Source organism: Streptomyces sp. NBC_00400 (genome assembly GCF_036048035.1).
Lineage (GTDB): Bacteria > Actinomycetota > Actinomycetes > Streptomycetales > Streptomycetaceae > Streptomyces.
On the sequence record NZ_CP107940.1, the window covers coordinates 5,204,663 to 5,217,990 of the forward strand.

Here is a 13,328-nt window from a genome sequence, read left to right on the forward strand (position 1 = left end):
GGCCGTATCGTCGCGACGTCGACACTAAAGGGTGCTCACGTCGAAACGCAACCGTAGCGTCGTGACGCTATGCTCAAGGCATGGCACAAGACGGCAGCGGGAACCAGTCCGCGGCGGTGCGCCGGACCCCGGCAGGCGCCGCCGTACTACGCGAGGACAAGACCGAGGCGATCCGTGCCGCGGTCTTCGAGGAGCTTGCGGCGGTGGGCTTCGCCCGGATGTCGATCGAGGGCATCGCACGGCGGGCGGGGGTGGGCAAGACCGCCGTCTACCGGCGGTGGCGCTCCAAGCTGCACCTCGTGCTCGATGTGGTCTCCGCGGTGGCCGCGGCGGGGATGCCGACGCCGGACACCGGCTCGCTGTCCGGCGACGTACGGATGCTGCTGGAGGTCGCGGCCCGGGCGCTGCGGCATCCGATGGCCTCGCAGATCGTCCCGGACCTGCTGGCGGAGGCGGCCCGCAGCCCCGAGCTGGCGGGTGCGCTCAAGGCCGCGCTGCACGACAGCCAGGAGGGCGTCGCGACGGCGATGGTGGCGCGCGCCGTCGAACGCGGGGAGATCCCGGCCGGAGCGGACGGCCGGCTGGCCCTGGATCTGCTGACCGGGCCGCTGTACTGGCGGCTGCTGGTCGTCCGCGACGCGGTGCCGCCCGGCTATCTCGACGAGCTGACGGCGGCGGTGGTCAGCGCGCTCGGCGGGCGCTGAGCCGCGGACCCGGCGGGCTGAGCGCCAGGGGGCCGGCCGCCGGGCCCTGCCCCGTTCACCCCTCGCGTCACGACATGCGTCGCAGGGTGCGCGGGATCGTGTGAGCGCCCGAATACTGAGGGTGTGTCAGCTGCGCGCCCGCCCCGCGAGTCCGTTTCCCGCCGATGGCTGCTCCAGGCCACCGGCGCCGGTGTGCTCGCCGCGACGGCGGGCGTGGGCGTCTGGGCCCGGCTGTCGGACGACGGCGCCCTTTCGGCCGGCCCTGCGGGCCCCGGACGGCCGCTGACGGACCCGGCGGAGCAGTCCTTCCTGCAGATCATCGCGCATGCCGATGACGGTCTGTACTTCATGAACCCCGATCTGGAGCAGTCCCTGCGCAGCGGGGCGCGTTCGGTCACCGTCTGCCTCACCGGCGGCGAGGCGGACGGCCGCAACGTCAGCCCGCGTGCCCACGACCCCGCCCGGGTCCCCCAGGACCGGGCCGCCTTCTCCCGGGCGCGGGCCAACGGGCTGCGCGCCGCCCATGCCGTGATGGTCACCGGCGACCCGGCCGCCCGCTGGGACGTCGCGGCGCTCTCCCTGCTCCCGGGCTTCGAGGTGGAGATCCAGACGCTGCGCGACGCCCCGCAGCACCAGCTGATCTTCCTGGGGCTGGTGGAGGCCAGGGCCGTCTGGCAGGCCCGGGCGAGGAGTCTGCGCGGGCTGTGGCTGGGCGCCACCGGCACCCTCCCCACGCTGCGCCCCGCCGGCACCCCCGTGAAACGGCGGTTCCACTACACCCGTGACCAGGTCATCCGGACGCTGGTGGCGGTGCTCGACCGGGCCGGGCCCACGCTCGTGCGCACCCTGGACCCGAACGCGGTGCACTCCCCGAAGCGGCCGCCGGCCGCCGCGGACCACGACCTCCGCCTGGCCGGGCTGCGCTACTACGACCACCAGGACCACACCGCCTCCGCCCACTTCGCCGAGGCCGCGCTGGCCGCGTACGGGGGCCGCGGCCGTCCGGCGATCGTGGAGAACTACCTCGGCTACGAGGACGGGGTGCTGCCCCACGACCTCGACCTCGCCGCCGCCCGCCGCAAGGCCCGGCTGCTGTCGGTCTACGGCTGGGCCGACCACCGCGCCTGCGGCGACCCGGCGGGCTGCGGGGACCGCAAGGTGGGCGGCTCGGCGCTCAACGGCGGCTCCCGCAACTGGACCCGCAGCACCCGGCTGCGCGCACCCGGCTCCAATGCCTGGGTGCGCCCGGCCGCGGACGGCCGGCTCACCGCCTTCGCGGTGCTGGGCGGAACGGCGTACTGCTGGGCGGAGACCCGGCCGGGCAGCGGGAGCTTCGGTACGCCGGTGGCGGTCGGCGGTGCGCTGCTGCAGGGGCAGATCCAGGTGGTGCGCCGCCCCGGCGGAGCGCTCCAGCTGTTCGCCTCCCGCACCGTGCTGCCGGGCCGCAACGCCGCCCACCGCCGCGACCTGCTGAGTGCGCCGCAGACCGGCACCACCGCGGACGGTGTGCCCGTCTTCGCGCGCTGGAAGTCGCTGGGTTCCCCGGACGCTGACCCGGTCCGGTCGCTGGAGACCGGCTTCCCGGCGGCGGTGGCCGGCCCGGACGGCACGGTGCATGTGTTCGTCCGCACCTGGGACGGCAATGTCGCCCACCGCAGCGGCCCCCACGGCGTGCACTGGTCGCCGTGGCAGCGGCTGGAGGGGCCGGTCAGCACGCTGACGGCCTCACCGCGGATCGTCGACGGGCTGGATGCCTGTGTGGACTCCGAGGGGCTGATCCATCTGGCCGCGCCGACCGTCGGGACCGTCCAGCACTGGGTGTCGAAGGAACCGGGGCAGATCCCGCGGCCGGCCGCGGCCACCGGGCTGCCGCAGCCGGGCGGCCCGGTCAGCCTCGTCCCGGTCGCCGACGGCGCGGTGCGGGCCGTCTTCCGGCGGTCGGTCACCGCCCAGGTCCTGATCGCCGAGCGGCAGCGGATGATCGGTGCCTGGCGGGTCTCGGCGCGCTGCGCGGCGGTCGGCGGCTACGGGCGGGTGGCGGCGGCGCAGGTCGGCAGCGGCGACCGGATGGTGCTCGCGGCGCGCGATGACGCGGGCGAGGTACGGATGGCGACGGCCCAGGACGGCGCCGGGCCCTGGCAGCGGGGCCGGGTGGCGCATTCGGCGGCGGCCGGGGTCGCCCAGGACGCCGTGGGGCGGGCGGTGGTGGTCGCGCTGGGCCTCGACGGCAGGCTGTACACGGCGCGTCAGACGTCGGTCGGGCAGTCGGTGCGGTTCGGGGGCTGGCGGGCTCAGGCGGGCCCGCCGGAGCGGGCGGGCGGCGGGCCGGCCTGAACGGAGCGGCCGGCCGGGGTGGTGCGACAGGCCGGAGCGGAGGGGCCGGCCCGATCGCCGGTACCGGCCCGATCGCCGGTACCGGCCCGATCGCCGGTACCGGCCGGGGCGGTGGGACCGGCCGGGGCCGAGCGTCCGGTCCGGGCGGGCGGGCGCAGGATGCGCCGGGAGAGAAGGTAGCTGAACGGGAGCGCGCACAGCGCCGCCACCAGCGGCGCCACCGTGGTGCTCATCCGGCACCAGCCCACCAGCGCCACCAGCCCCGCGCTCTGCACCCCGTAGTTGGTGACCTGGGTCAGCGGGAAGAGCAGGAACTTCGTCCAGGTCGGGCGGGTGCGGTAGGTGACGTAGGTGTGCAGGAAGAACGAGCCGGTCATGCTCACCGCAAAGGCGGCGGTGTAGGCCGCGAAGTACGGCAGCAGGTGGTGCAGTGCCAGATAACAGGCGGAGAACGTCAGGGTGTTGACCCCGCCGACGGCGGCGAAGCGCACGATCCGGCCCCCGGGGCGGCCGGATGCCGGCGAAGCGCGCATCAGCGGGCCCGTGCACCGGCGGTGGCGGCGCCCGCCGGACCGGGGGCGGGCGCCGTGGCGGGCACGGACGCCGTGACGGGGGCCGGTGCCATGGCGGGGACGGTGGCGCTGCTCTCCTTGACCAGGAAGTGCGGCCGCCCCTTGGCCTCGTAGTAGATCCGCCCGATGTACTCGCCGATCAGCCCGAGCATCACCATCTGCAGCCCGCCCAGGCCCACGACGATGGCCACCAGCGTCACATACCCCGGCGCGGTGACGCCGCCGACCAGGGCCGCGCCGACGATCCACAGGGTGTAGACGGCGGCGAGCGAGGCCAGGCCGAGCCCGGCGTAGAGGGCCCGCCGCAGGGGGCGGCAGTTGAAGGAGAGCATGCCGTCGATGCCGTAGTTGACCAGTGAGCCGAGGCGCCACTTCGTCTCGCCGGCCTCCCGGGCGGCATTGCGGTAGTCGAAGGTGACGGTGTCGAAGCCGATCCAGGAGAACAGGCCCTTGGAGAAGCGGTTGTACTCCGGCAGCGAGAGCAGCGCGTCCACGGCCTTGCGCGACAGCAGCCGGAAGTCGCCCACCCCGTCGGTGAGTTCGACATCGACCCACTTGTTGACGGCGCGGTAGTAGAGCCTGCTCAGCGCCGTCCGCAGCCGTTGGTCGCCGGTCCGGCTGCGCTTGGCGACGACCTGGTCGTGGCCGAGCTGGTAGAGGTCGAGCATCGTCTCGATGAGGCCGGGCGGGTGCTGCAGATCGGCGTCCATGAGGATCACCGCGTCGCCGGTCGCCGCCCGCAGGCCGGCCAGTATGGCGGGCTCCTTGCCGAAGTTACGGCTGAAGGAGAGGTAGCGGGTGGTGCCGCGGTGCTGCTGGGCCAGGCCCCGCAGCCGGGCCAGGGTGCCGTCGGCGCTGCCGTCGTCGACGTAACACAGCTCGTACTCGACGGCGAGTCCGGCGAGGACCGCGCGGACCGTCTCGTCGAAACGGCCGAGGACGGCTTCTTCGTTGTAGCAGGGGACGACGATGGAAAGCTTCATGAGCAGGCCTTTTCGCCGGGGTCAGGGGCGGCTCAGGCACCGTCCCCTGAAGGGTAATTCTACAAATCTGTTGGTTTGTCATGATGTGTCCGGCGTGGCGTGGTGAGGCGGAGGCGCCACCGGCCGCGCGTGGTGCCGGACACCGCCACCCCGGCAACCGCCAGCGCCGCCGCGCCGCTCGCCGCAAGCCCCGTGTGCAGGCCCGGCGGCCGGTAGGAGCACGACAGCCGGGTGGCGCCGGGGCCCAGCGGGACGGCCAGCAGACCGCCGAACGCGTGCGGCGCGTGCAACGGTCCGCCGTCCACCGAACACCCCCAGCCCGGGACGGCGGGGAGCGCCAGCACCGCGCTGCCCTTGCTGCCCGGACGCAGCCGGGCCGTCAGCCGGTGGCCGCCGGCGGTCAGTTCCACCGGGCCGCGGGCGCGCAGCGCGTGCACCGCCGCCGTCAGCCTGCGCCCGGACAGGCAGCCGATCGCCCGCCCCGGAAGGTGCTGCCGGCCCCGGCCGGTGAAGCGCACCGCCACCGTGCCGTCCGCGGGCACCCGGCCCAGGATCCGCAGCGGATTCGCGGTGACGTCGTGACTGCCGATCGCCGTGGTGCGCAGGCCCGGGCCGCTGACCTCCCCGGAGAACCAGGGGGCGTACCACAGGGCGGTGCTGCCCGGGGCGCACCGCACGGTGAAGGTGGTCCCGGTGCCGGCCGCGCCCGTGCCGTTCGCGCCCCCGCCGTCCGCGCCCCCGCCGTCCGCGCCCGTGCCCTTCGCGCCGCCGCCGTCCGCGCCCGTGCCCTCCCGCCGCGCGCCGGGCAGCAGCCAGCCGCCACGGTCACGCAGCGGGGCCTCGCCCGCGGTGGGCGTCAGGGCCGGCACCTCGTACACGGCGGCGCCCAGCACCCGCTCCTGGCGGGCGAAGACGGTCTCCTTGCCGGCGGGGCGCGGGAGGGTGTCCCGTACGGTCAGCAGCGGGGCCGGGCGGGCCGGATGCGGGGTGAACAGGGCGCGGTCCCCGGGCACCGGGGACAGATAGCTGCCGACGCCCATGAGCGCCCGGCCCACCGGGTCCTCGAAACTGAGGGTGTGACGGCCCCTCATGTACCAGCCGGCGCCCAGGCCCCGCAGGGTGCGGGCGGTGACCGCGGGCGCGAAGCTGCTGTAGTACGAGCCGCCCTCGCCGCCGATCAGCAGCGGGTCGTTGTTGGCGAACTCGTGCGGGCCCGGGTCGGTGCGGCTGCGCGGCCAGTCGGCGCGGGCCAGCAGCCCGTCCCGCGCGGTCAGCGACGGACCGGCGAACGTGATCTTGGGCTGGAACCAGGCGATCGCACCCCGTGCCGCGGTCACCGACAGCGCCGTGTACGCCGAGCCCAGCAGGACCGTGCCGGCCAGCGCGGCGAGGGCGGCGGCCCGGGTACGGGAGGTGCGCGACCTGCCGAGCGCGGCCAGCCCCAGGAGGGCCGGCACACCGCCGCCGGCCACCAGGATCCAGGTGTCGGTGCCGACCGCGCCCTGGTCGCGGCTGAGCCAGGCGAGCAGCGCGACCGCCGCCGTGCCCGCGGCCAGTTCGCGGGGGCGCGGGCGGTGCGCCAGCGCCAGCCAGGAGATCATCACGAGGATGCCGCTGAGCACGAAGGCGGCGCGGTACGGACTGCCGTTGGGCAGCGCGAAACCGTGCCACAGCAGGATCGTCGGCTCCTGGACGAAGGAGACGGCGACGCCCGCCGCCAGGACGCACCAGCCCGCGCGCACCCGGAGCGGCACGGCCCGCACGAACGGGAAGGCGGCCACCAGCAGCAGCCCGAGGACCCCGATGGAGATGTTGGGGACCGGCGCGCCCGGGTGGCCGCCCGGCAGTAACTGTGCCCACTGGCCGAGCGGCGACGGCCGGTCGTCGTAGGACACCGCGGGCGCGGGCTGGGCGGCCCGGCTGGCCGCCAGGGTGACGGTCAGCACGGGCGCGGCGAGCAGGATGCCGGTCAGCGCCATCGAGGCCGCGCGGACCAGCGCCCGCAGCCTCGCGCGCCACGGCATCGCGGCGGCCGTCAGCAGCCGCACCACCAGCACCAGCGCCATCGCCAGGGTCGCCATCGCGGCCGTGTAGAAGTTGCCCGCCCAGGCGAGGGCGACCAGCAGCGTGCCCGCCACCCAGCGGGTACGGCGCAGGCACCAGTCCGCGGCGATCCCGGTCAGGGGCAGCGCCACCAGGCCCCACATCCACATCGGGTCGGCGAAGCCGTCGTTCAGCACCCAGGCACACAGCCCGTACCCCACCGACAGCAGCGCCCGCAGCGGGCCGGAGCCCTGCCGCAGCCGCCCGAGGAAGACGGTCATCAAGGCGGCGCCCAGGCCGATGCTGAACAGGGTGACCAGGAAGACCGGCAGGTCGGCCAGCGCGCGGGGGAAGAGCCCGACGAGCCAGGAGAAGGGGTTCATCAGGTAGGTGAAGAAGTCGGCGAGGAACGGCACGCCGTAGCCGCTGCTCCAGTTGAAGAACAGATCGCCGCTGGTGGTGCCGTGCAGCAGGTCCCACAGCCGGGCGTGGAACGGGACGAACTGGTTGCCCAGGTCATTGATGGCGCGTGAGCGCGGACCGAAGGGGTAGCTGCCGTAAAGGGTGAGCGCGAGGCAGTACGCCCCCATGGACAGGGCCGCCGCGAGCCAGGGTGCCGTCCGCTGTCCGGGGGCGGTGTGCTCCGCGGCCGGGCGTTCACTCACGGGAAGAGGCCGGGCAACCTCCAGGGGCCGGACCGCCTCTTGTGGGGTGGCGGGCGTCGGAGCCACCGGCACTCCTCCACGATCGGCGAACGTTCACCCCACGTTATATGTCTTAATCACCCCCTTTGCCTGGCTAGGGCGCCGGGCATTTCGGGGATTGCGGAAAGAGTGGAGGGCATGGTGCCCGTTCCTGACGACCTTGTGGCCACGGCCGGCGACGGACCGGATGCCACGGCGACGCCGACCGTCTCCGTGATCGTGCCGGTGCACAACACCCGGCGCTACCTCGACCGCAGCCTCGGCTCGGTCTTCGCGCAGACCCTGGATCGGCACCGGATCGAGGTGATCGCGGTCGACGACGGCTCCACCGACGGCAGCGCCGAGTGGCTGGACGAACAGGCCCGCCGGCGCCCCCACCTGACCGTGCTGCGCCAGGAGGCCTCGGGCGGCCCGGGCAAGCCCCGCAACACCGGGCTGGACCGTGCCACCGGCGACTACGTCTTCTTCCTCGACTCCGACGACCGGCTCGCCCCCGAGGCGCTGGCCCGGCTCGTCCACATGGCCGAACGGTGCGGCTCGGACGTCGTCTACGGCCGGATCGCCGGCGCCGAGGGCCGCGCCGCCCCCGTCGACCTGCGCACCACCAGCGACAAGGTCTCCGTCTTCGACTCCCCGGTCTACTGGTCCCTGGCCGCCTTCAAGCTCTTCCGCCGCTCCTTCCTCGAAGAGCACCGGCTGCGTTTCGTCGAGGGCCGGCTGCTGGCCGAGGACCTGCCGTTCGGCATCGCCGCCCTGCTGCGCGCCAAGACCGTCTCCGTCCTCGCCGACCAGGACTGCTACTACCTGCACGGCCGCGACGACGACAGCAACGCCAGCCGCCAGGACATCGACTGGTGCGAATACCTCGACTACATCGGCACCGTCCTCGACGGCCTCGCGGCCGAGGTCCCGCCCGGCGAACAGCGCGACACACTGATGATCCGGCACTTCCACGGCGAGATACTCATGCCCTTCGGGGCCGCCTACCTCGCCCGCGACGCGGCGGACCGGCAAGCGATGGCCGCGGCCGCCCGCCCGCTCGTCGAGCGCTACCTCACCGACCGCATCCAGGCCGCCCTGCCGCCCCGGCTCCGGCTGCGCGCCCACTGCCTGCGCGCCGGGCTCGACGAGGCACTGACCGCCGTCGTCCGGGCCGACACCGAGCGGCAGCCCGACCCGCCGCGCCTCGCCGACGGCCGCGTCTACGCCGCATACCCCCACTTCCGCGACCCGCAGCACGCCCTCCCCGACGCCTGCTACGACCTCACCGACCGCGTGGTACTGCGCCAGCGCCTGATCCGCTGGGGCTGGGTCGGCGGCGTCCTGCACCTGCGGGGCACCGCCGAGCTGCCCCTGCTCGGCGGCGACACCGTCGAGGTCCAGCTGCAGCGCAGCGGCGCCGTCCACCGCGTCCCGGCGCGGTACGCGGACGGCACCTGGCAGGCCGCCGTCGACCCGGCGACCGCCGCGGACGGCGGGCCGCTGACCGACGGCATCTGGGGTCTCAAGATCGCGGTCACCGCGCACGGCGGCGCGGGCGCGGCGGGGCCCGCCTTCCGCCGCGAGGCCTGGCTGGCCCCGGAAGGCGGGGCGAACGGGCGGGAGTGCGCGCCGCGGATCGCCGGCCGGGGCCCGGCGGGCCCGGCCGTCGCCGCGCTCTTCCTCTCCCAACCGCACGGCCACCTCCACCTCGACCTGGACAGGGAGGGAGCCCGCCGGCCGCTCGGCGGCGACCTGCGCGGCACGGCGCACCGCACCCGCTCGGGGCGGGCCACCCTCGCCGCGCACCTCACCCTGCCCGGCTGCCCCGTGGACGCCGGGCTGCGGCTGGTCCTCCGCGACGCGACCCGCACCGTGGCGCTGCCCACCACGGTCGAACGGGGCGCCGACGACCACTACACCGTGCGCTCCGTGCTGCGCGGCGGCCCCCCGGGCACCTGGCGGGTGTCCCTGCGGGTGACCGCCGGCCCGCTCCGCCGCGACCTGCCGGTCGCGGCGGCCGGCGGCCGGTCCGGCGAGCGGCCGCCGCTGACTCTCACCGTGCCCGGCGCCACCTTCCCCAGGAAGCTGCTGCGCCGCCTGCGCGGCTGACACCAGGGCCGGGCCAATTCGGTCACCGCCGAAAATCCTTGTGCGTGCCGCCCCCGCGGGACGAGGCTGACCCACCATCAGGCACCTGCACAGGTGCACCCGCGACGACCATCTCGCGGGGCCATTTGACCAAGGGGGAACGTCACATGTCCGTATGGAAGCGAGCCGGAATGGCGGCCATGGCCGTCGCGGCGCTGGTCGTCCCGGCGGGCGCGGTCGTCGGCACGGCCGGAACAGCGGCGGCCGCGGCGGGCGGCACCGTCCAGGGCTGCCCCTACGGCGCGGTCTGCATCTATCCGCAGAACGCCGGATGGAACGGCGGCCACCCGTCGCTCTTCTACTACAGCTACGGGGCGCACAACCTCAGCAACCAGGTCGGGACGCACCGCATCTACAACAACCAGTCCGGGGGCGCGACCATGCGGACCTGCACGGGCTACAACGGCACGGGATGCCAGGGCTACCTCTCGCCCGGCTACTACATCGACAAGGACCTCACGCCGATCAACTCGATCACCCTCCAGCCGTAGACGGCCGTGGTCGGCCCACAGGGTGGCCGGGCGGCATGAGCGCGCCCGGGGCGGAGTCCGGTCACGGACCCGCCCCGGGCGCTGATGTGCCGCCACGGGCGCCGTGCGAGGGCCGCCCGCCGGGCGCACGCTGGAAGCAGGGGGGCTCCGGAGGTGATCGTGATGCTGCAGACCGTTGTCGGATGGCATGTCGACATGGAATTCGACGAGGACACCCACCGCACCCGCGCCGCGGCCCTGGTACGGCTTCCCGACGGAACCGAGGTACGGGCCCACGGCTACGCCAGCCGCCACCCCGTCGACTCCCACCAGCCGCGGGTCGGCGAGGAGGTCGCGGGAGCCCGAGCGCTCAACGAACTGGCGATGCAGTTGCTGACCAAGGCGCACGACGAGATCGACGAGGCCTCGGGCCGGACATCGCACCCGCTGACCTGACCCGGGCCCGCTGACCTGACCGGGGCCCGCCGACCCGGCCGGCGCCCGCCCTGGCCCCCTGATCCGCGCACCCCGGGCCCGGCCGGCAGGCCGGCGCCCGCGGTCCGCGCTCAGCCCTGCGGACGGTGGTGCTGCCAGCCGGCCCAGGCCGAGGTGATCATGTCGCGCACATCGTGGCGGGCCTTCCAGCCCAGCTCCGCGGCGATCCGGTCGGCGGCCGCGACCACCCGGGCCGGGTCGCCCGCACGGCGCGGGGTGACCTCGGCGGTGACGCCCCGGTGCCCGGTGATCTCGGTGATCAGATCCACCATCTCGCGCACCGAAACGCCCTCGCCGCGCCCGATGTTCAGCGTCAGATCGCGCACCGGGCCCGGCTCGGCGAGCTTGCGGGCGGCCGACACATGGGCCTCGGCGAGATCGGCGACATGGATGTAGTCGCGGATGCAGGTGCCGTCGGGGGTGTCGTAGTCATCGCCGAAGATGCGCGGCGCCGCGCCCTCGGTGAGCTTCTCGAAGACCATCGGGACGATGTTGAAGACCCCGGTGTCCGCCAGCTCGGGGGTGGCCGCCCCGGCGACGTTGAAGTAGCGCAGACAGGCCGTGCTGATGCCGTGCGCCTTGCCCGCCGCACGGGCCATCCACTCGCCGACGAGCTTGGTCTCGCCGTACGGGTTGATCGGGGTGCAGGGGGTCTCCTCGGTGACCAGATCGACATCCGGCATGCCGTAGACCGCCGCCGAGGACGAGAACACCAGCCGGCCGACACCGCCCGCGGCCATCGCCTCCAGCAGCGTCTGCAGACCGTGCACATTCTCGCGGTAGTAGTGCAGCGGCATCTCGACGGACTCGCCGACCTGCTTCTTGGCGGCCAGATGCACCACATCGGTGATGCCGTGCTCGGCGAGCGTGGCATCGAGCAGCGCGCGGTCGAGCGTGGAGCCGACGACCAGGGGGACGCCCTCCGGGATCCGGGCGGCCACACCCGTCGTCAGATCGTCGAACACGACGACGCTCTCGCCTGCCTCACGCAGGGCCCGTACGACATGGGCGCCGATGTAGCCGGCACCACCCGTGATCAAGTAAGACATAGTGCCCATCCTAGGTCGGGGTAGAGGAGTGCGGGGAAAGAGGCCGGGGCGGCTCAGCCGCGCAGCCGCCGGGCGGCGATCCGCCAGACGCTGCGCAGGCCGGAGGCGACCCGCAGGGACAGGGCCCCGCCGGTCGTCGCATACGGCTGCACCAGCAGCACGGCATGACGGCGGCTGGGCAGCACCTGGCGGCGCAGCCCCGGGCCCAGGGCCCGCAGCGCCGCGCGGAAACCCGCCCCGTCCGCGCAGCTGACCTGCGCCATCAGGTCCCACGGCTCGGGGTCGGCACTGTGCCCGCCGCCCCGTTCGGCCAGCGCCGCGAGATCCAGTACGACCTCGGCGGTCCAGCAGGCCTGGGACCCGCCGACGGCCGGGGCCGGGGTGAGAGCGGCGGTGTGGACCGGGCCGCGCCGGTCGTCCCGGCGCCGCCGCAGCTCGATGTCGATGCTCTCCGGCCCGGACGCGGCCAGCCGCCCGTACAGATCGTGCACCCGCAGCCGCAGCACACCGGGACCGTCGGGGGACGGTTCGGCATCTATGGTCACCGGCAGCCGGTGCATCGGCTTGGTGCCCATCGCGTCCAGCACGACCTCGGGCAGGTCGGCCGACCACACCGCGCGGCCGCCGGCCTCCGCGTACGGCGGCAGCAGCCGCCCGGGCCGGGCCGCCAGCTGCGTCAGCCGCTCCAGGTCCCTGGGGGCCGGCGAGGCCAGCACCACCCGGGCCAGCCAGCGGGCCGGGGCACGCGCCGCGCGCAGATCGGCCTCGTCGAACCCCGCCAGATAGCCGCGGGTCAGCCGCCACCACTCGGCGCGGTAGTCGGCGCCGCGGGTGTGCAGCTCGCGGACGTACATCCGCAGATCGTGGTCGAGGAACTTGGTGCCCGCGGCATGCGCCAGCGCCTTGTGCCCCGCGTCCAGGAAAATCTGCACGCTGGCGCGGTGCGCCGCGATCCGCGCCTGCCAGTTGGCGACGTCGTTGCGGTCCAGCGAGATCGACTGCCGGGCGGCCGAACGGCGCACATGCCAGATGTAGACCCGGTCGGGGATCGTCACCATGCGCGGGGCGGCGGCCAGCACCCGCGCCGTGAACACGAAGTCCTCATAGGTGAAGCGGCCCTCGGGGAACGTGATGGCGTGCTTGTCGAGGAACGCCCGCTCGTAGAGCTTGTTGACGCACAGCGTGTCCCGGACCAGATGCGGGGCCGCATCGGGGGAGCTGTGCACCGCCGTCTCGCGGTAGAGGCCCGGCTGCCAGGGGACATCGCGGTGCGCGGGCAGCTCACGGCGTACGCAGGCGCCGGCCACGACCGGGGCGTCATGCTCACCAGCGGCGGCCAGCAGCGCCCGGGCCGCGCCCGGGGGCAGCACATCGTCGCTGTCGAGGAACATCACGAAGCGCCCGGTGGCGGCCCGCAGACCGTCGTTGCGCGGAGTGCCGCAGCCGCCGCTGTTCGTGTCGCGGTGGATCACCCTCAGCCGCGGTTCGCCGTGGGCGAGGGCGTCCAGGGCGGCGCCGGTGCCATCGGTGGAGGCGTCGTTCACCGCGATCACTTCGGTGACCGTTTCGCCCGGGGGCCCCTGCGCGAGCGCGGAGCGCACCGCATCGCAGACATGACCGGCATCGTTGAAGGCGATGACGACGATGCTGACCTGAGCGGAAGGCGTGATGGTGGGCCCCGTCAGCGGATCGAGGGCTTCTTTCACAGTCACTGAATCTACATTTCGTGTCGACAGCATCTCTTGGCGCGAGCGGGGTCCGAACCTGTTTCCGATGGTTCAGAGGGCGAATCCCGTCGAGCGGTTGCACCCCCCGATCCGCTTTTCCCGTCCTCTTGCCGTCTT

10 protein-coding genes are annotated in these 13,328 nt (G+C 74.3%); 5 read left to right on the plus strand and 5 right to left on the minus strand.

Annotation, left to right across the window (positions count from 1 at the left end):
- Window positions 1–80 precede the first annotated feature (80 nt).
- Window positions 81–704: a TetR/AcrR family transcriptional regulator gene (locus OHS81_RS22815; RefSeq protein WP_328386529.1), complete on the plus strand. Its 624-nt coding sequence runs from the start codon at window positions 81–83 to the stop codon at window positions 702–704.
- Between the two features lie 123 nt (window positions 705–827).
- Window positions 828–3,038 carry a PIG-L family deacetylase gene (locus OHS81_RS22820; RefSeq protein WP_328386530.1) on the plus strand — a complete coding sequence of 737 codons (2,211 nt, stop codon included), beginning with the start codon at window positions 828–830 and terminating at the stop codon, window positions 3,036–3,038.
- Here the strand turns inward: OHS81_RS22820 and OHS81_RS22825 are convergent.
- Genes OHS81_RS22825 through OHS81_RS22835 form a run of 3 tightly spaced genes read right to left on the minus strand, consistent with a single transcriptional unit; the run spans window position 2,996 to window position 7,301 of the window.
- Window positions 2,996–3,571 carry a GtrA family protein gene (locus OHS81_RS22825; protein ID WP_443058750.1) on the minus strand — a complete coding sequence of 192 codons (576 nt, stop codon included), beginning with the start codon at window positions 3,569–3,571 and terminating at the stop codon, window positions 2,996–2,998. The genes OHS81_RS22820 and OHS81_RS22825 overlap by 43 nt on opposite strands.
- Complete coding sequence (locus OHS81_RS22830) at window positions 3,571–4,593, minus strand: glycosyltransferase family 2 protein (RefSeq protein WP_328386531.1); 1,023 nt, start codon at window positions 4,591–4,593, stop codon at window positions 3,571–3,573. The genes OHS81_RS22825 and OHS81_RS22830 overlap by 1 nt, the downstream gene beginning before the upstream one ends.
- Before the next feature lie 59 nt (window positions 4,594–4,652).
- Window positions 4,653–7,301, minus strand: a complete 2,649-nt coding sequence (locus OHS81_RS22835; protein WP_328386532.1) for a YfhO family protein — start codon at window positions 7,299–7,301, stop codon at window positions 4,653–4,655.
- Between the two features lie 177 nt (window positions 7,302–7,478).
- Here OHS81_RS22835 and OHS81_RS22840 point away from each other — a divergent pair, with 177 nt between their 5' ends.
- The 3 genes from OHS81_RS22840 (at window position 7,479) to OHS81_RS22850 (ending at window position 10,396) form a co-directional block, all read left to right on the plus strand.
- The gene (locus tag OHS81_RS22840; RefSeq protein WP_328386533.1) at window positions 7,479–9,431 is read left to right on the plus strand and encodes a glycosyltransferase family 2 protein; all 1,953 of its coding nucleotides are present in this window, start codon (window positions 7,479–7,481) and stop codon (window positions 9,429–9,431) included.
- 146 nt (window positions 9,432–9,577) lie between these two features.
- Window positions 9,578–9,961, plus strand: a complete 384-nt coding sequence (locus tag OHS81_RS22845) for a hypothetical protein (RefSeq protein ID WP_328386534.1) — start codon at window positions 9,578–9,580, stop codon at window positions 9,959–9,961.
- A gap of 162 nt (window positions 9,962–10,123) precedes the next feature.
- Complete coding sequence (locus OHS81_RS22850) at window positions 10,124–10,396, plus strand: DUF1876 domain-containing protein (protein WP_328386535.1); 273 nt, start codon at window positions 10,124–10,126, stop codon at window positions 10,394–10,396.
- A gap of 110 nt (window positions 10,397–10,506) precedes the next feature.
- Here the strand turns inward: OHS81_RS22850 and galE are convergent, their stop codons facing one another.
- Window positions 10,507–11,484, minus strand: a complete 978-nt coding sequence (gene galE / locus OHS81_RS22855) for a UDP-glucose 4-epimerase GalE (RefSeq protein ID WP_328386536.1) — start codon at window positions 11,482–11,484, stop codon at window positions 10,507–10,509.
- A 53-nt stretch (window positions 11,485–11,537) separates the two neighbouring features.
- The gene (locus tag OHS81_RS22860; protein ID WP_328391354.1) at window positions 11,538–13,190 is read right to left on the minus strand and encodes a glycosyltransferase family 2 protein; all 1,653 of its coding nucleotides are present in this window, start codon (window positions 13,188–13,190) and stop codon (window positions 11,538–11,540) included.
- Window positions 13,191–13,328 lie beyond the last annotated feature (138 nt).